The 17,953-nt window shown below is 59.3% G+C and carries 20 protein-coding genes and 1 pseudogene; 19 read left to right on the forward strand and 2 right to left on the reverse strand.

The window, feature by feature from the left end; genetic code table 11:
- Positions 1-579: a nucleoside triphosphate pyrophosphatase gene (locus ABYA88_RS03245; RefSeq protein WP_373185447.1), complete on the reverse strand. Its 579-nt coding sequence runs from the start codon at positions 577-579 to the stop codon at positions 1-3.
- 115 nt (positions 580-694) lie between these two features.
- On the opposite strand from ABYA88_RS03245, the gene ABYA88_RS03250 reads away from it, so the two are divergent.
- The 18 genes from ABYA88_RS03250 to ABYA88_RS03335 all read left to right on the forward strand — a co-directional run bounded on the left by ABYA88_RS03250 (position 695) and on the right by ABYA88_RS03335 (position 15,821).
- A complete protein-coding gene (locus tag ABYA88_RS03250; RefSeq protein ID WP_373185448.1) occupies positions 695-1,216 on the forward strand; it encodes a YceD family protein in 522 nt (173 codons plus the stop codon).
- A 20-nt stretch (positions 1,217-1,236) separates the two neighbouring features.
- Entirely contained in the window at positions 1,237-1,419 is a 183-nt protein-coding gene (gene rpmF / locus ABYA88_RS03255) for a 50S ribosomal protein L32 (protein ID WP_150276786.1), read from the forward strand.
- A 3-nt stretch (positions 1,420-1,422) separates the two neighbouring features.
- Positions 1,423-2,445 (forward strand): phosphate acyltransferase PlsX, encoded by a 1,023-nt coding sequence (plsX, locus tag ABYA88_RS03260; protein WP_373185449.1) that lies wholly within the window; start codon positions 1,423-1,425, stop codon positions 2,443-2,445.
- 102 nt (positions 2,446-2,547) lie between these two features.
- Complete coding sequence (fabD, locus tag ABYA88_RS03265) at positions 2,548-3,495, forward strand: ACP S-malonyltransferase (RefSeq protein WP_373185450.1); 948 nt, start codon at positions 2,548-2,550, stop codon at positions 3,493-3,495.
- A gap of 2 nt (positions 3,496-3,497) precedes the next feature.
- Complete coding sequence (fabG, locus tag ABYA88_RS03270) at positions 3,498-4,241, forward strand: 3-oxoacyl-ACP reductase FabG (RefSeq protein ID WP_373185451.1); 744 nt, start codon at positions 3,498-3,500, stop codon at positions 4,239-4,241.
- Between the two features lie 184 nt (positions 4,242-4,425).
- Positions 4,426-4,662: an acyl carrier protein gene (acpP, locus tag ABYA88_RS03275; RefSeq protein WP_092385036.1), complete on the forward strand. Its 237-nt coding sequence runs from the start codon at positions 4,426-4,428 to the stop codon at positions 4,660-4,662.
- Between the two features lie 202 nt (positions 4,663-4,864).
- The gene (fabF, locus tag ABYA88_RS03280) at positions 4,865-6,103 is read left to right on the forward strand and encodes a beta-ketoacyl-ACP synthase II (RefSeq protein WP_373185452.1); all 1,239 of its coding nucleotides are present in this window, start codon (positions 4,865-4,867) and stop codon (positions 6,101-6,103) included.
- Positions 6,103-6,948: an aminodeoxychorismate lyase gene (pabC, locus tag ABYA88_RS03285; RefSeq protein ID WP_373185453.1), complete on the forward strand. Its 846-nt coding sequence runs from the start codon at positions 6,103-6,105 to the stop codon at positions 6,946-6,948. Before fabF ends, pabC begins: the two co-directional genes overlap by 1 nt.
- 5 nt (positions 6,949-6,953) lie before the next feature.
- Positions 6,954-8,021: an endolytic transglycosylase MltG gene (mltG, locus tag ABYA88_RS03290; protein ID WP_373185467.1), complete on the forward strand. Its 1,068-nt coding sequence runs from the start codon at positions 6,954-6,956 to the stop codon at positions 8,019-8,021.
- Positions 8,018-8,650: a dTMP kinase gene (gene tmk, locus ABYA88_RS03295; protein ID WP_373185454.1), complete on the forward strand. Its 633-nt coding sequence runs from the start codon at positions 8,018-8,020 to the stop codon at positions 8,648-8,650. Before mltG ends, tmk begins: the two co-directional genes overlap by 4 nt.
- The gene (locus ABYA88_RS03300) at positions 8,643-9,629 is read left to right on the forward strand and encodes a DNA polymerase III subunit delta' (RefSeq protein ID WP_373185455.1); all 987 of its coding nucleotides are present in this window, start codon (positions 8,643-8,645) and stop codon (positions 9,627-9,629) included. The genes tmk and ABYA88_RS03300 overlap by 8 nt, the downstream gene beginning before the upstream one ends.
- 33 nt (positions 9,630-9,662) lie before the next feature.
- Complete coding sequence (locus ABYA88_RS03305) at positions 9,663-10,019, forward strand: PilZ domain-containing protein (RefSeq protein WP_150276793.1); 357 nt, start codon at positions 9,663-9,665, stop codon at positions 10,017-10,019.
- An 11-nt stretch (positions 10,020-10,030) separates the two neighbouring features.
- Positions 10,031-10,807, forward strand: coding sequence for a TatD family hydrolase (locus tag ABYA88_RS03310; protein WP_373185456.1), 777 nt, complete (start codon positions 10,031-10,033; stop codon positions 10,805-10,807).
- Between the two features lie 326 nt (positions 10,808-11,133).
- The gene (locus ABYA88_RS03315) at positions 11,134-12,195 is read left to right on the forward strand and encodes an extracellular solute-binding protein (protein ID WP_373185457.1); all 1,062 of its coding nucleotides are present in this window, start codon (positions 11,134-11,136) and stop codon (positions 12,193-12,195) included.
- Positions 12,196-12,262: 67 nt separating this feature from the next.
- Positions 12,263-13,366, forward strand: coding sequence for an ABC transporter ATP-binding protein (locus ABYA88_RS03320; RefSeq protein ID WP_373185458.1), 1,104 nt, complete (start codon positions 12,263-12,265; stop codon positions 13,364-13,366).
- On the forward strand, positions 13,363-14,238 hold the full coding sequence (locus ABYA88_RS03325) for an ABC transporter permease (RefSeq protein ID WP_373185459.1): 876 nt from the start codon (positions 13,363-13,365) through the stop codon (positions 14,236-14,238). The genes ABYA88_RS03320 and ABYA88_RS03325 overlap by 4 nt, the downstream gene beginning before the upstream one ends.
- Positions 14,235-15,086: an ABC transporter permease gene (locus tag ABYA88_RS03330; protein ID WP_373185460.1), complete on the forward strand. Its 852-nt coding sequence runs from the start codon at positions 14,235-14,237 to the stop codon at positions 15,084-15,086. The genes ABYA88_RS03325 and ABYA88_RS03330 overlap by 4 nt, the downstream gene beginning before the upstream one ends.
- Before the next feature lie 84 nt (positions 15,087-15,170).
- A complete protein-coding gene (locus tag ABYA88_RS03335) occupies positions 15,171-15,821 on the forward strand; it encodes a TetR/AcrR family transcriptional regulator (protein WP_373185461.1) in 651 nt (216 codons plus the stop codon).
- 124 nt (positions 15,822-15,945) lie between these two features.
- Here ABYA88_RS03335 and ABYA88_RS03340 read toward each other — a convergent pair whose 3' ends face one another.
- Positions 15,946-17,649, reverse strand: coding sequence for a carboxylesterase/lipase family protein (locus ABYA88_RS03340; protein WP_373185462.1), 1,704 nt, complete (start codon positions 17,647-17,649; stop codon positions 15,946-15,948).
- A 182-nt stretch (positions 17,650-17,831) separates the two neighbouring features.
- Here ABYA88_RS03340 and ABYA88_RS03345 point away from each other — a divergent pair.
- Positions 17,832-17,953: pseudogene (locus ABYA88_RS03345) on the forward strand (radical SAM protein); the annotation flags it as partial.

Genomic DNA, 17,953 nt, shown 5'->3' on the forward strand with positions numbered 1-17,953 from the left:
TCAGGGAAGGCTGAAGCCTTCCTGTGCAAGCATGTCGCACAGCCTGATCAGGGGTAACCCGATCAGGCTGTTGGGGTCATCGCCGCGCAATGCATGAAACAGCGTTATACCCAGGCCCTCCATCTTGAAGCTGCCGGCGCAATCGTAGGGCTGCTCCCGGCGCAGATAGCGTTCAATCTGCTCGTCGGTCAAGTCGCGAAATACTACATCGAAAGGCTCCACTGCGATCTGATGCTTGCCTGTGCGGGTGTTGAGCAGGCACAGGGCGGTGGAAAAACGCACTGTGCGGCCGTTGCAGCGTCTCAGCTGCGCAAAGGCCGCTGCGTGATTACCGGGCTTGCTGACGGGGGCGCCGTCAAGCAGCAGTACCTGGTCAGAACCGATTATCAGGTGGGCCGGCCAGGCGGAGGCGAGAGCGCGGGCCTTGGCGAGCGCCAGGCGCTCGGTCAGCCCTGCCGCGTCTTCGTCGGGTACGGGTGTTTCGTTGATGTCCGGGGCAGCCCATTCAAAGGGCAGGCCCAGGCGCTCCAGAAGATTGCGGCGGTAGGGTGAGCCCGAGGCGAGTACCAGTGGCAGCATGTTGCACTCCTTCGACGGTAAGGTTGTCGGCTATCCTAACCTTTGCAGCTGCCTGCTGTTTAATTGTGCAAATAGTTTTGACAGCAGGGTGCATGATGCCTAGAATTGCGCGCTTATGTCTGGACCCATACCCGCACACATAGAGCCGCGCAAGCTGGTTGACCGTGAAATCGTTCTCGAGGGAACGGTGGCTGCCGTCAAGATGCCCAGGTTGAGCGCGCTATTGGACGCCCCCGCAGGGGACGTTCAGGTCAAGCTCGCTTTCGCACGGGACGAGCAGGGTATTGCTACCCTGCACGGGCACTACCAGGCCGAGGTGGCGTTGATCTGTCAGCGTTGTCTCGAGCAGGTCGTGGTACCGCTCGACAGTCAGTGTGACGTGGGTTTTGTCGAAAGTGACGAGGCAGCCAAAAATCTGCCGAAGCACTACGAACCGGTTATTGTGGATGATGAACCCCTGGATCTGCATGCGCTGATCGAGGACGAACTGTTACTGGCTCTGCCACCAGTTCCAATGCATCCAATGGAAACATGCGAGCATCCGCCGGGCTATACCCCCGATCCGGTGGACGCTGAGGAGCCGGCTGAAAAGCCCAACCCCTTCAGTGTGCTGGCATCGTTAAAACGTGATACCTGAAAGCTTAGGAGCTTATCGTCATGGCAGTACAGCAGAACAAAAAGTCTCGTTCAGCACGCGGCATGCGTCGTTCACACGATGCGCTGTCTTCAGCGGCCCTGTCCGTGGACAGCACCACCGGCGAGACTCACCTCCGTCACCATGTGACCCCGGATGGCTTCTACCGCGGCCGTCAGGTTGTCAACAAGGATAGCGAAGAGTAAGTCTTGTCGACGTCAATCCGTCTTGCGATTGATGTGATGGGCGGGGACTTCGGTCCCCGTTGCATTATTCCTGCGGTAGCCCGCAGCCTGCAGCAGATCTCCGATCTGCAGGTGATTCTGGTCGGCGATGCCGAACAGGTTGAACCTCTCTGTAAAAAGCATCAGCTTCCATCCGGACGCTTTCGATGCGTTTCCACGACTCAAACCATACTTGCCGAAGATTCTCCGGCCAGCGTTCTGCGCGGCAAGCCGGATGCATCCATGCGCGTGGCCATCGAGCAGGTGCGGGACGGGCAGGCTGATGCCTGCCTGAGCGCTGGCAATACCGGTGCGCTGATGGTGCTGTCGCGTTCGATTCTGGGCACTCTGGATTCGATTGAGCGGCCGGCGATCATGGCTGCGTTGCCGGTTGCCGGGAAGGCCTGCTATCTGCTTGATCTGGGCGCCAACGTGGATTGCAGTGCGCTGCAGCTCTTTCAGTTTGCATTGATGGGGTCCGAGGCTGCGCGCGAGCTTTCGGGCATTGAGCGTCCGAGGGTAGGTCTGCTGAACATTGGCAGCGAGGTCAACAAGGGTAGTCAGCGGGTGCGCGAGGCCAGCGAATTGCTGCGCCAGAGCGATGCGCTGAACTATATCGGTCACGTGGAGGGCGACGGCCTGTTCCGTGGTGATGCGGATGTAGTGGTCTGTGACGGCTTCGTCGGCAATGTCGTGCTTAAGGCCAGCGAAGGTCTGGCCGGTTATATGCAGGCCGAATTGCGCAAAGCGCTGACGGCAAATCTGTTGCTGCGCTGCCTGTCGCCGCTGCTGGGAGCCGCGCTGCGGCCGATGATCCGGCGACACGACCCTGGCTGCTACAATGGAGCGAGTCTGCTTGGCCTCAAGGGCGTGGTAGTCAAGAGCCATGGTGGTGCCGACGAGAACGCGTTTGCTGCCGCTATCGACCGCGCCGCTCAGGCTGGCCGCAGCAATCTGCCGCAGCGGATCGCCCTCCGGCTTGAGGGCTCCGTTCCTGCAAGCCAATGACATTAACGCCCGGGCTTCTGTGACCCGCGCCGGTCTGTCGCCATCCAAACAGCAGTCGCCGCAAGGCGAACAGCGAACATGACAATAAACGAGGATTAAGGAATGTCTCAAACCCTTGCATTTGTTTTCCCCGGGCAGGGCTCCCAGGCAGTGGGCATGCTCTCCGGGCTGGCAGCAGAGCACAGCCTGATTACCGACACCTTCGCCGAAGCATCCGAAGCCCTGGGCTACGATCTCTGGGCTCTTTGCCAGCAGGGCCCCGAGGCTGACCTGAACCGCACCGATCGCACGCAGCCGGCCATTCTGGCCGCCTCCGTCGCGCTGTGGCGCTTGTGGTGCGCCAGTAATCCGGCTCGCCCGGCTTATGTGGCCGGCCACAGCCTGGGTGAGTATTCGGCGCTGGTGGCAGCCAATGTGATCAGTTTTGCCGACGCGCTGCGGCTGGTCGAGCGCCGCGGCCAGCTTATGCAGCAGGCTGTGCCTGAGGGGCAGGGCGGTATGGCTGCGATACTGGGTCTGGAAGACAGTCAGATAATCGATATCTGTGCCCAGGCAGCACAGGGCGAAGTTGTCAGTGCAGTCAATTTCAATGCGCCCGGTCAGGTGGTCATAGCGGGACAGGCCAGCGCGGTCGAGCGCGCCATCGAGCAATGCAAGGCAGCGGGCGCAAAGCGGGCAATCGCGTTACCGGTCAGCGTGCCTTCGCACTGCGCGCTGATGAAGCCCGCCGCCGAGCAGTTGAGCAAGGATCTTGATGTGCTGAGCTGGCAGCAGCCGCAAATCACGCTGGTGCAGAATGTATCGGCGCGGCCGGCCGCGGATCTCGACAGTCTTCGCCAGCAGTTGGTCGAGCAGCTCTACAATCCTGTGCGCTGGGTGGAGAGCATCGAGTGGATGGCCGCCCAGGGCGTGACCGATCTGGTTGAGTGCGGACCGGGGCGCGTGCTGTCCGGTTTGAACAAACGCTGCGTAAAAGGGGTCAATACCCACAATCTGGATTCGGTAGACGGTTTTGCCGCTGCCGGCAACGCACTAACGCAAGGAGCCTGAATATGAGTATCGAAGGGAAAGTGGCGCTGGTAACCGGCGCCAGCCGAGGTATCGGCCAGGCGATCGCCCATGCGCTGGCGGCTAAGGGCGCCATTGTCATCGGCACCGCAACCAGTGATTCCGGCGCCCAGGCGATTGCCGACAAGCTCGCTGCCGCGGGCTATCAGGGCACCGGCATGAAGCTCGATGTGCGTGATCCGCAGTCGGTAAGCGAGGTGCTCGAGCGCATCGGCAAGGAGTTTTCTGCGCCGGCGATCCTGGTCAATAATGCCGGTATCACCAGCGATAACCTGCTCATGCGCATGAAAGACGAGGAGTGGGAAGACGTTGTAGGCACCAACCTTGGATCTGTCTACCGGTTATCAAAAGCGGTACTGCGCGGTATGACCAAAGCCCGCTGGGGGCGTATCATCAACATCAGTTCGGTGGTTGCCGGCATGGGCAATGCCGGGCAATCGAACTATGCTGCGTCCAAGGCCGGGATGGAAGGTTTCACCCGTGCCCTGGCTCGGGAAGTGGGCTCGCGTTCAATTACCGTCAACGCGGTCGCACCGGGTTTTATCGATACCGATATGACCAAGGCCTTGAATGAGAGTCAGCGTTCGGCCATGCTCGACCAGATCCCGCTCGGACGCCTCGGGCAGGCCGAGGAAATCGCTGCCGTCGTCGAATTTCTGACCGGTGAGTCGGCTGGCTATATTACCGGTGCAGTTATTCCGGTGAACGGCGGCATGTTTATGAGCTAAGCTGTAACCCTTCTGGCACGGGCGTCTGCGCCCGGAGCGCCGGAGCAGTTTTTACGCGGTGAGGGCCTGGTGGCCCTGACCTCTTTGAGATAGAAACGATTGATGCTTGAAATGACGTAAATTGTTTCTATAAACTACGCGCAGTCCGGCTTTCCGGAACTGCAACCAGGAGTGAGAACAAGGTATGAGTACCATCGAAGAACGCGTCAAGAAAATCGTTGCCGAGCAGCTCGGCGTCAAAGAAGAAGAAGTGACCAACAGCGCTTCTTTTGTTGAAGACCTTGGCGCTGACTCGCTTGATACCGTTGAGCTGGTCATGGCTCTCGAGGAAGAATTCGAGACCGAGATCCCGGATGAAGATGCCGAGAAAATCACCACCGTTCAGGAAGCCATCGACTACGTGAATGCTCATCAGAAGTAATCACAAAGTCCGTTGACTGAACACAAAAAGGCCGCGGTTCTGATTCGGAACCGCGGCCTTTTTGCATCTGTTGCGCCAGGCGCTGCTGCATACTTCGGTCGCTGATATTGCCGAGGGCGCTCTTTATGCGGACAATACCTACCGATTGCCGCGAGATAATGTAATGTCTCGTCATCCCTGAGAGTTGAATAAGGAGCATCCTGTGTCGCGCAGACGCGTCGTGGTAACCGGCCTTGGCATGTTGACCCCTGTGGGCAACACGGTGGACAGCAGTTGGCAGGCAGCCCTGGCGGGCAAGAGCGGTATCGGGCCTATCGAGCATATGGACGTGAGTGCCTTTGGCACCCGTTTTGGTGGATCGATCCGGGATTTTGATATCGAGCCGTACATGGCGCCCAAGGAGGCACGCAAACTCGACCTGTTCATCCAGTACGGCATTGCCGCCTGCATACAGGCGCTCACCGACTCCGGTGTGGAGGTCACCGACGACAACCGTGACCGGATCGGTGTGTCCATGGGCTCCGGAATTGGTGGCCTGACCAATATCGAGAAGAATCACGAGCTGTTGCTGGCCAGTGGGCCGCGACGCATATCACCGTTTTTCGTGCCTGGCTCGATCATCAACATGGTCGCTGGCTATTTCTCCATACAGTATGGCCTGCAGGGTCCGAACTATGCCCTGACCACGGCCTGTACTACCGGCACCCACAGCATCGGCATGGCCGCGCGCAATATCGCCTATGGCGAAGCGGACGTGATGATAGCCGGTGGCTCCGAGATGGCTACCAGCGGCTTGGGTCTGGGTGGTTTCAGTGCAGCCCGCGCGCTGTCCACGCGCAACGAGGATCCGACGGCTGCCAGCCGGCCCTGGGACCGCGACCGCGATGGTTTCGTGCTGTCCGATGGCGCCGGTGCCCTGGTGCTCGAAGAGTATGAGCATGCGAAGGCGCGCGGCGCGAATATCTATGCGGAGCTGATCGGCTTCGGCATGAGTGGCGATGCCTACCACATGACTGCGCCGCCGGAAGACGGCCGCGGTGGTGCCAAGTGCATGACCAATGCGTTGCGCGATGCCGGTGTGGATCCGGCTCAGGTGGGCTATATCAATGCCCATGGTACCTCGACGTCCGCCGGAGATCTGGCAGAGACGCGCGCGGTGAAGACGGTATTCGGCGACCATGCCCAGGCATTGGCTATCAGCTCGACCAAGTCGATGACCGGCCATTTGCTTGGTGCGGCGGGTGCTGTTGAAGCCATCTTCAGCATTCTTGCATTACGCGACCAGGTGGCTCCGCCGACTATCAATCTGGACAATCCCGACGAGGGATGTGATCTGAATTACGTGGCCCACGAGGCGCAGGCGCGATCGCTTGAGGTTGTGGTATCCAACTCCTTCGGTTTCGGCGGCACCAACGGCAGCCTGGTATTCCGTCGTCCCTGATGGCGGATTCTCGTCTGGACAATTCAGCTGCATCGCAGTGTCTGGTCGACGGCAAGCCGGCCGACACGTTGTCGGTACTCGACCGCGGCCTGTCCTATGGCGACGGAGTGTTCGAGACGATGCGGGTCGCCAAGGGCCGGATCGCGTTGCTCGACTATCACCTTGTGCGCTTGCGCCGTGGCCTTGGCGTATTGCGGATGTCGGCTGACCTGGCCGACGTCGTGGCTGAGCTTGGCGCCGTCGCAGAGCAGTTGCAGAACGGTGTGATAAAACTGACCCTTACCCGGGGTCGTGGCCAGCGAGGGTATGCCATACCTTACCCGGCGCGAGCCACGCGGATATGTCAGAGCTTTGCGCCGGTTAGCTATCCCCCTGAAAACGCTCGCGAGGGCATCAGCTTATATCCGTGCGAGACACGTCTCGCAGTGCAACCACTGCTCGCTGGTATCAAGCATCTTAATCGCCTCGAGCAGGTACTGGCCCGCAGTGAATGGTCGGAACCCACCTATGCCGAAGGGCTGGTACGCGATACGCAGGGTAACGTGGTCGAATGCACCGTGAGTAACCTGTTTCTTCTGCACGAGGATCACTGGGTCACGCCCGATTTACAGTATTGTGGGGTACAGGGCGTAATGCGCGATTATCTGATTGACCAGATGCAATCATCGGGCCAGCGCGTCGAGGTCAGACGTGTTGGTGTGGCTACCTTGCGCGAAAGCACCGAGGTATTTTGCTGCAATAGCCTCTTTGGTGTCTGGCCGGTAACCGCTCTGGGCGATGCGAGCTGGTCAATCGGACCTCGAACACGCCAGGCGCAAGCCTTGGCAGAACAGGTAATAATGTGAAGTCAATTCTACGTTTTACTCTTTTAGTCTCTGTAATTGCGGTGATTTCTCTGCTGGGTGTTGGCATCTGGGGCTATTCGACAATGCAGGAAGCTCTGCGGCAGCCAATCAATGTGCAGCAGCCGACGCCGTTGGAAGTGGCTCCCGGCAGCACGCCTGGAAGGGTGCTCGGGCAGCTCGAGCGCGACGGAGTGATCGAGCGTGCCCAATGGCTGCGCCGCTACTGGCAGTTGCAGATGCCGGATTCGGTTCTGCAGGTAGGCGAGTATCAACTGGAACCTGGCATGCCCGCTTCCGAGCTGTTGCGGCGGCTTGATGCCGGTGAAGTGCTGCGGCGCAGCGTTACCCTGGTCGAGGGCTGGAACTTTCAGCAGGTACGTGAGCAACTGACCCGGGCAGAGCGGCTGCAGCAAACGCTTGACCCCGATGCGGACAACAGTGAGGTGATGGCGGCGCTGGGTCTGGAGGGCATTCATCCCGAGGGTCGCTTTTTTCCTGATACCTACCAGTACACCTTCGGCATGAGCGATCGCGACATCCTGCTCAGATCTTATCGGCGCATGGAAGAAGTGCTCGCTGAGGTCTGGGCGGAGCGTGCCGAGGACCTGCCTATCGACACGCCCTACGAGGCGCTGATCCTCGCTTCGATAGTTGAAAGGGAAACCGGTGTACCGGTTGAGCGAGGCGAGATTGCCGGCGTATTCACCCGCAGAATGCGCATCGGGATGCGACTGCAAACTGATCCCACGGTGATCTACGGCATGGGTGAGGCCTACGAAGGGAATATCCGTCGCAGCGATCTGAGCCAGCCCACACCCTACAATACCTACACGATCGACGGCCTGCCGCCCACGCCAATCGCAATGCCTGGCCGCGAGGCGCTGGAGGCTGCGGTCAACCCCAAGCTGGGGTCCAGCCTGTATTTTGTTGCCCGCGGCGATGGCAGTCATGTGTTCTCCGACTCGTTGCCCGAGCATAATCGGGCTGTGCAGCAGTACCAGATACGCCAGCGTGCTGAGAATTACCGTTCCAGCCCTGCTGGTACCGACGCCACAGGGGAGAGCGGAGAGTGAGTGGATTGTTCATCACATTCGAAGGACCGGAAGGTGCAGGCAAATCGACCAATTTGCAGTTTTTTGCCGCGGCGCTGCGTGAGTCCGGTTGCGATCCCCTGTTGACCCGCGAGCCCGGAGGTACCCCGATTGCCGAGCGGATTCGCGAGGTACTGCTCAGCCACTATGACGAGCCCATGTGCTCGGATGCCGAGCTGCTGCTGATGTTCGCAGCGCGGGCGCAGCATATAGATCGGCTGATTCGGCCCGCGCTAGAGCAGGGGCAGGTGGTGATAAGTGATCGCTTCACTGACGCGACCTATGCTTATCAGGGCGGCGGACGCGGCGTAGCTGTCGAGCGAATTGCTGTGCTCGAGGACTGGGTACAGGGCGATCTGCGGCCGGACCTGACGCTGGTTTTCGACGTGCCGGTGGAAATCGGCATGCAGCGGGCGCGGGCGCGCAGCGAACTCGATCGCTTTGAAGTGGAACAAACCGCTTTTTTCGAGGCGGTGCGGCGTACCTACCTCGACCGCGCTGCGGCAGATCCCGAGCGCTACCGGGTAATCGATGCCAGTGGCAGTCTCGAGCAGGTGGCGGCGGCAATGCATCCGGTGATTACCCAGGTGCTGGAGCATTGGCATGCCTGAGGTCGCCTTTCCCTGGCACGATACGGTCTGGACGCAGTTGACCGGACAGGATCAACATGCGCATGCCTACCTGTTCAGTGGCCTGCCGGGTGTCGGCAAGCGCCGTTTCGCCAATGCATTTGCCGCTTTCCTGCTGTGCACCACGCCCGCCCAGGGAATGGCCTGTGGACGTTGTCGCAGCTGCCTGCTGCGCGAGGCTGGCACCCATCCCGATCTGCTGTTGATCACGCCTGAGGAGGAGGGCAAGGCCATCCGGGTCGATGCGATCCGCCAACTGGTGGACTTCATGGGTCAGACTTCGCAGCAGGGCGGTAGCAAGGTGATTGTCCTGTACCCCGCCGAGGCGATGAATCAGAACGCGGCCAATGCGTTGCTCAAGTCCCTGGAAGAACCGACCGCCGACACCTACCTGTTGCTGGTGACCGACCAGCCCGGCCGTTTGCTGCCGACCATTCGCAGTCGGTGCCGTGGTCAGCGGCTACCGACTCCATCCCGCGATGCCGCACTGTCCTGGCTAGCCGACGCCGTGCCGGAACTGAACGGCGACGATCGACTTATCCTGCTGCAGATGGCCGGCGGAGCCCCGCTGCGCGCGCAGGCATTGCATGATCTGGATGCGGTAAAGCTGCGCCTGGGGGTGGTCGAGAACGTCAAGGCGCTGCTCAAGGACCAGCAGTCTGCCTCCCAGTTAGCGGACAGCTGGTCGAAGATTCCGCTCGAGCTGCTGATTGACTGGTTCTGCAGCTGGACACTGGACCTGCTGAAACTGCAGACAGGCGCGATCAGGCACGCCGAGAACAGCGACATGGACGTGGTACTTGGCTACATGGCCAAGCATGTCGGCGCTCAGCAGCTGATGGAATGGCAGGACTGGCTGCTGGCGCACAGATCGATGACGCTGGGAAAAGCGAATCTCAACCGGGGGTTGTTTCTCGAGTCCCTGTTGCTAGAGTGGAAACAGTTGCTGAAAAAGCGTTAATCTGCAGTCACTATTGATCAGGATGAACACACCATGAGTAATCCGACCGCCCCCGGTCCCCGCAACGGTATCCTGTCGCTCACCATCAAGGACAAATCGGTGCTGTACGCCGCCTACATGCCCTTTGTGAAGCACGGTGGGCTTTTCATTCCGACCAACAAGAGCTACCGCCTCAGCGATGAGGTATTCATGCTGCTCAATCTGATGGATGAGCCAGAGAAGATTCCGGTGGCCGGCAAGGTTATATGGATCACGCCGAAGGGCGCCCAGGGGAACCGGGCGGCAGGCATTGGTGTGCAGTTCAGCGATCAGGACAACACCGCCCGCAGCAAGATCGAGACCTATCTTGCAGGCGCGCTCAAGTCCGACCGGCCCACTCACACGATGTAAGTTGTATTTCAATGCTGATTGACTCTCACTGCCATCTCGATCGTCTGGATCTCACCCCCTACGAAGGCTCGCTTGACGGCGCGTTGGACGCCGCGCGGGCCAGGGGTGTGGGCAAGTTTCTCTGCATCGGGGTAGATGCTGCCAATGCCCCGGTAGTGAAAGGGCTCGCAGAACGCTATGCCGACGTCTACTGCAGTGTGGGCGTGCATCCGCTGGATCTTGCCGACGCGCAGACCACCGAGCTTGAATGGCTGCTCAGGGAACTGAATCATCCGCGGGTCGTCGCCATCGGCGAGACTGGCCTGGACTATCACTATCAGCCGGAGATGGCCGAGCAGCAGAAAACTTCGTTCCAGTGCCACCTGAACGCCGCGCGTGAGACCGGCAAGCCAGTGATTATCCATACCCGGGCAGCGCGGCAGGATACCCTCAACCTGCTGCGCGAGGCCGACCTTGCAAACACCGGGGTGCTGCACTGCTTTACCGAGGACTGGGATATGGCGCGTCAGGCGCTTGATCTCGGTTACTACATCTCATTGTCGGGAATCGTCACTTTTCGCAACGCCGAGGCGCTGCGAGATGTGGCGCGGCGGGTGCCGGTCGACCGTTTGCTGGTGGAAACAGACTCCCCCTACCTGGCCCCCGTGCCCCATCGCGGCAAGCCCAACGAGCCCCAGTTTGTTTGTGATGTGGCGGCGTTTGTGGCTGATGTGCGAGGTGAGCCCCTTGATACCCTCTGGCAGAACACAACCGACAACTTTCATCGGCTGTTTCCGCTCGCCGCCTGATCTGCCCGACAGTGGCGCAAAAAAAACCCGAATACCGGGGGAAGTATTCGGGTCAAGACCATTAGGAGTATTGCAAGGTCGGGCCTGGCCCAACCAATCAGGCCGGCGCTTGGGGGAACGCTGCAGCCTGATATGCTCAGTATTGCGCAGATCTGCTAATTCGCCAGCCCTTGTCGCCCGTTTAATAAACTGATTTGGAATACGCCGGCTGTATTTTATCGTCAACTGTTGTTAGCCGCCGTGCGCGCAGGTTTGCGAACTGTAACTATACTGTCACGCTCATGACCTAGTTTTCGGGAACCACCGACGATAAAAGGAAGTACATCATGCGCTTGAAACAGATGCTCGTGCCCGCGGTAATCACCCTTGCAATTCCGTTTTCTGCCATCGCCGAGGAGTTGCGTCTCTTGACATGGGGCGGCTACGCGCCCGAGGAAGTCATCAGCCAGTTCGAGGAGCAGACCGGCATAGATGTACAGGTGACGCTTTCCAACAATGAAGACATGATCTCCAAGCTGCGTGCTACCGGCGGCTCGGGCTTCGATCTGGCGCAGCCTAGCCAGGACCGTATTACCAGTGCCCAGCAGGAATACCGGATCTACAAACCGATGGACACCAGCAAGGTGGACTCCTCGCTGTTCATTCCTTCGATGCTGGCCGCAACCAAGGCCAATACCGAACTGAACGGTGATGTGTATGCGGTGCCCCACGTATGGGGAACCACCGGACTGATCGTGCATGACAGCGTCAGGGATCAGGTCAGCGATTTTGCCGACCTGTGCAAGTCTGAGCTGGCAGGGCGCGTATCCTATCGCCTGCGTCGGCCATTGCTGATCGGTATGGCGTTTTCCATGGGAGAGGATCCGTTCGCGGCATACGATGATCCTGCCGCCTACGAGGCGATGATGACCCGTGTGCAGGAGAAGCTGATCGCCTGCAAACCGAATGTGAAAACCTACTGGACCGGTGGTGACGAGCTGATCAACCTGGTGGCTTCCGGAGAAGTTGTCGCGGCAACGGGTTGGGATGCAGGTGGCTGGAAACTGCAGGCCGAGAACCCGAAGATCAGCTTCGTGGTACCCACCAGCGGCGCGCTGGGCTGGATCGACACCTTTGCACTGCCGCGCCGCGGCGAGAACGACGAAGCTGCCTACAAGTGGATCAATTTTGTCATGCAGCCGGAAATTGCCGCGCTGATCACCGAGTCTGCGGGTAACTTCACGGCCTCGCGTGGCGCTGAAGCCTTTGTCAATGTGAAGCTGAAAGAGAGCTTCCAGAGTAGTTTTGATGAGCAGGCGCTGGAAAATATCAAATGGTATCCGCCTGTTCCTCCAGGCCTGGAAACTATTGAAGGTCGCATTCTCGACCGCGTAAGCGCAGCGAACTGAAGCTGGTACCTGTTGTTCCGTCCGGCGCAATGCCGGGCGGATCCGGATCTTCTGCAATGGAACTGCCATGCCATCCACACCCGATACTGTCCTCGATCTAGAATGCCAACAGCTGTACAAGGCTTTTACCGGCCAGGCCGCGGTTGATGATGTTTCGCTGAGCATCCCGGCGGGTTCTTTCTTTTCCATTCTCGGTCCTTCCGGCTGTGGCAAGACGACCCTGCTGCGCATGCTGGCCGGTTTTGTCGAACCTGACCGGGGAGATATCCGAATCAAAGGCAGCTCGATGCTGGGAGTGCCGCCCAACAAGCGGCCACTGAACATGGTATTCCAGCATCTGGCGCTGTTCCCGATGATGACTGTGGCGGACAACATTGCCTATGGTCTGAAGCGCCGCGGCGCATCCAGGTCAGACATTTCGCGCCGGGTGGCTGATGTGCTGGAGCGTGTCGGGCTGCCTGACGTCGGCCAGCGCAAGCCCGACCAGCTTTCCGGCGGGCAGAAGCAGCGTATCGCCATCGCCCGCTGTCTGGTACTGGAGCCGGCGGTGCTGCTGCTGGACGAACCCCTGGGAGCACTCGACCTGAAGCTGCGTGAGCAGATGAAGCTCGAACTCAAACAGTTGCAGCAGACCTTCGGCACCACCTTTGTCTACATCACCCACGACCAGTCCGAAGCCCTGGTGATGTCCGATCAGGTGGCGGTGATGAACAAGGGCCGATTCGAGCAGGTTGCCAGTCCGCAGACCCTTTACTACGAGCCAGCCACCCCTTTCGTGGCCGGTTTTGTGGGTGATTCCAACCGGCTTCAGGCTCGGGTAGATGGGCCGGGGCAGGTTACCCTGGCATCTGGCCAGACTATTCATGCAATAGCGGCAGGTGCATTGCCGATCAGCGTTGGCGATCTGGTGTCGCTGTTCGTCCGCCCGGAGGGCATCAGTCCGGTTTTGCCGGGCGAGCAATGCCGGATGGACAATTGCCTTGACGCACAGGTGACCACGCTGCTGTTCGATGGAGCCAACAGTCGTATCAGTGCCGCGGTGGATCAGGATACCGAGCTGACCGTCCGGCTGCCGCAGACGCCCGAGTTCGCGCGCCTGCGGCCGGGTGACCGCCTGCAGCTTGGCTGGATGAGCCATCAGGCCCAGTACTTCGCGGCAGTTAGTCGATGAGTACAGCCAGGGCGTCGGGTAGCGGTCTGCGGCTGGGCATCTTCCTGCTTATGCTGCCGTTGCTGCTCTGGCTGCTGTTGTTGATTCTGCTCCCGCATGTGGACATGGTGCTGGTTTCACTGCGCGAACGCATCGGCTTCGCCGAGCACCGCTTCAGCTGGATGCATTACGAGCTGTTCTTTACCGAATCGCTGTATTGGCGCACCTTTCTGCGTACCGCGGTGATATCCATTTTCACCACATTGCTGACGCTGGTGATTGCCTTTCCGGTGGCCTGGTATATCGCCAAGCTGGTACGCGGCCGCAAGCGCTCGCTGCTGTTTCTCGCCTGCCTGGTGCCGTTTTGGGTGAGCGAGCTGGTACGCACCTATGGGTGGATGATCCTGTTGCGCGAGAGCGGCGTAATCAGCGGCGCGTTGCAGTGGAGCGGCCTGGCTGCGGCGCCGGTGGAGATGCTCTACAACGATATCGCGATCATGGTCGGTCTGGTCTACGCCTCGATCCTGTTCATGCTGGTGCCGCTGGTGACGACGCTGGACAGTCTGGATGACAGTCTGGTCGAGGCTGCATACGATCTGGGCGGCAATCATCTGAGCGTAGTGCGTGAAATCGTCATACCCCACGCTATGCCGGGCATCGTATCCGGTTCTATCGTGGTCTTCATGCTGTCGGTGGGTAATTACCTGACGCCGGTGCTGCTCGGCGGAAAGGACAGCATGTGGTTCACCGAACAGATCTTTACCCAGTTCATTACACGCTTCAACTGGGAGCAGGGCGCCGCTTTCGGGGTGCTGCTGCTGGTGTTGTCGTCATTGATCGTGTGGCTGGGCCTAAAATTGAGTCGGCAGTCCTTTACGGAGACCATGCGATGATCGCTTCGCTGCCCCTGACCCGACGCTTTCGCTGGAGCTATGCGGCCTATGTGCTGGTGTTTTTTGTCTACCTGGCGGCGCCGCTGATCGTTGTCGGGGTGTTTGCGTTCAACGACAGCCGTTTTCCAGCCCTGCCCTGGCAGGGCTTTACCCTGGATTGGTTCATTGCCAACACCAGTGAGCGCACGGGTCTGTTCCATGACCGGGCTATCCTGCGCAGTGTCGGTGTCAGCGCTCTGGTAGCCAGTTGCGTGACTGTGCTGGCTGTCAGTCTGGCGACCCTGAATGCGTTTCTGTTCGAGCGCCACCATTTTCCCGGCAAGAATCTTCTGTTCATTCTGATGCTGCTGCCGTTGGTAATTCCGGGCGTGATTCTGGGTATCTCCATTCTGATTTTTGCCAGCCGCATCGCCAACTATTTCGATTTCAATCACGACATCTATCTGGACATGCTCAGGCCCGGTTTGCTGCTGATAGTGCTGGGTCAGTTCGCGTTCCTGAGCACCATTGCCACGCTGGTGATCTCGGCGCGGCTGCGGACATTCGACGTGCAGCTCGAGGAGGCGGCGCGCAATCTGGGCGCCTCGCCATTGACTGCCGTTTTCACGGTGACCTTGCCCTTCCTTGCGCCGGCGATTATTGGCGCGGGGTTGATCTGCTTCCTGATGTCCTTCGAAAATTTCAACACCACGCTGATGCTGGTCGGCTCCGATGCGCCGCTGACGATAACGCTGTTCAGTCGCCTGCGAGAAGGCGCCACGCCGGTGCTCAATGCGGTCTCGCTGCTGTTGATGCTCGGTTCGATGGTGCTTGCACTGATTGCAATTCGTGTTCAGAAAAGGTCCTGACAGTCAGCTTTCAAGCAAATATGGGAATCTGGTCATCAAGTTGGCATAATGCCGGTTTTGCCGGTAGGGAAGTGCACAATCGTCATGCAGAAAGAATCACGAAAGGTCCGCGAGTTCCGTCGCCGCGAGCAGGAAATACTGGATACCTCCCTGCGCCTGTTTCTCGAGCAGGGTGAGGACAGCGTGACGGTGGAAATGATTGCCGACGAGGTAGGCATCGGCAAGGGCACCATCTACAAGCATTTCAAATCCAAGGCCGAGATCTATCTTCGTCTGATGCTCGATTACGAGCGTGATCTGGCCAGCCTCCTGCATTCCGAGAGCATCGAACGTGATCGCGAAGCGCTGTCGCGGGATTATTTCGCCTTCCGCATGAGCGATCCGGAACGCTACCGTCTGTTCGACCGGCTTGAGGAGAAACTGGTCAAGTCCAATCAGTTGCCCGAGCTGGTCGAGGAACTGCACAAGATACGTGCCTCCAACTTCAATCACCTGACCGGGGTGATCCAGGAACGTATAGACGACGGCAAACTGGAAGATGTACCTGCCTATTTCCACTACTGCGCGGCCTGGGCTCTGGTCCATGGCGCCATGGCGATGTATCACTCACCGTTCTGGCAGGACGTGATCGAGGACAAGGAAGGCTACATGCAGTTTCTGATGGACATCGGTGTGCGCATGGGCAACAAGTCCAAGCGCCGCCGGGAAGAGGAAACGCCGAAGATCCCGGCGTGAAACAGAAACAACGAAAAAGGCCCCGATCATGGGGCCTTTTTTATTGGCAGAGTCGCTGAGGCGTTGGTTCCACGCCTCGTCTGCATGAGCAGAACGCCGACGGATGCCGCCGTTCTGCTCGGGACTACCGGACTAACCTTGGCGGGTTCTGCCAGTAGGCACACTCATGTGTGGCCCGGAAATCAGCAACCGGAACAACACTTTGTGTTGGGGTGTCCAGACGAATTATGGAACCGTCCGCTTTTAGCTGCGGCCAGTTGACAGCGTTTGCTGCTCCATTGGTCGCGTTGGGGCCGATGGCTGGGTTCTCACCATACTTGGCGAAGTTCGCCCAGTAACCTGTCATCTGGCTGGCCAGGTCCAGCTGCGCTGATGTTGCCCCACGGTTCTCCATGTTCGAGAAGCTGTTCAGTACATACTGAATCTCGAAGGAGTGCGAGGCACCAAGCGGGAAGGGAGCTTGCAGCCCGGCGGGGGCCGGCGCGGCGCGGTCGGTGAACCAGTAGCCATAAGTGTCTACCTGGTCATCCAGGATGCCCCACTGTCTATTGTTCGGACAGGTAAAGCGCCAGTCAGTGCCGATTGCCGAGTATGCGTTGATAAACTTCACCGGGCTGTCGGGTTGCTTTGCGCTGTAGTAATCCGCGATGGCGCCAGCATCCAGTGTGGGATCTTCTGCGAGCAATTGGCCTACCGCGGTGCGATAACTTGCCTCGGTCTGGAACAGTGCCTGGTTCTCGGAGAGTGCAAGCAGGGTGAAAAGAGAGCCTTCATCCCGGTTGCTACCCATCATCACAGGCACCTTATTGAAGTTGCCGCTGGCCAGGGTTGCATTGATCGATGCGGGCAAAACGGTCGTATTGGTCACCGGTATGAGGTTGCTGGGCTGGGCCGCGAGCAGCTCCTGAACACTCAGGCTACGCAGACAGGTAACCAGTGCCGTACCGGCGTCGTTCTTGCAAGGTGTTTTGGCTACCGTTGGGTCGCCGAACAGCGTCTGTCCGCCGGGGATCGTGATAGCTCCAAACGGGGTGTCATCCAGCGGAATTTGATCGCCGTTGTAGGAGCCGCTCTGGACGATTGCCTTGTGGAATAGCCCGGCAGCACCAGGGGAGACGACTTGGCTAAGCACGCTGTGGCCACCGGCAGACTCGCCGAAAATAGTGACGTTATCCGGATCACCGTCAAAAGCGTTGACGTTATTCTTCACCCACTGCAATGCCAGTTGTTGATCTTGCAGCCCGAAATTCGTACCGGGAAGGTCCGCGTGAGGCAGAAAGCCAAGAGCACCCAGTCGATAATTAAGAGTAACCACGACCACGCCTTCCTGTGCCAGGCGGGAGGGCTCGTAAGCGGGACCGCCGGAACCGTAGATGAAGGCTCCACCATGAATCCATACCATCACCGGGTAATCGCCGGGCTCGGTCGGACGATAGACGTTGAGGAACAGGCAATCTTCCTCGGTGCTGGCCTCGCCGAAGGCGCTTTGCTCCTGCGGGCAGGCGCTACCGAAGGCTGTGCTCAACTGCTGTGGCTCGTCCCAGCTGGATGCGGGCTGCGGTGCGGCAAAACGGAGCTCGTTTACCGGCGCTGCGCCGTAGCGGATGCCACGAAACGCCAGCACACCCGATCCAAGCTCTACTCCGCGCACCTCGCCCTGTTGAACGGTGGCTGAAAGCGTTGCCGGGCCTGTTGGGGCCGGGTCTGCCGCAGGAGGGCTGGAGGAACTGTCACCCCCAGAAAGGCAGCCGGTAAGGGTGATGGCAAAAAAGGCGGCGGCGAGGCCTGTCCGGCAGAAACCGGCACGGGGATGGCTGGATCGGTTCATTGTTTTATCCATTTGGTTTAGCTTTGATTCTTATCCGATATGTGTCTCGAGTGGAGATAAAACAATAAATGAATCATGTCTTTGGTGCGAAACGTATACGGGTGATCCGGCAAGTCTGGTTTTTTGCTGTATAGTGCTCTGTCGTCTTGTATTCCGGGTCCAAGACCCGCGCCGGAGAAGTCATGCCCGCACAATCGTTTCCTGTCAGTTACATAGAACCCGTCTTTCGTCCGCCCAGTGAAGCCCACTCGCTGATCCTGCCGGTCACCAATGGCTGCTCCTGGAACCAGTGCACCTTCTGCGA

It is taken from the genome of Halopseudomonas sp., assembly GCF_041579695.1.
Lineage (GTDB): Bacteria > Pseudomonadota > Gammaproteobacteria > Pseudomonadales > Pseudomonadaceae > Halopseudomonas.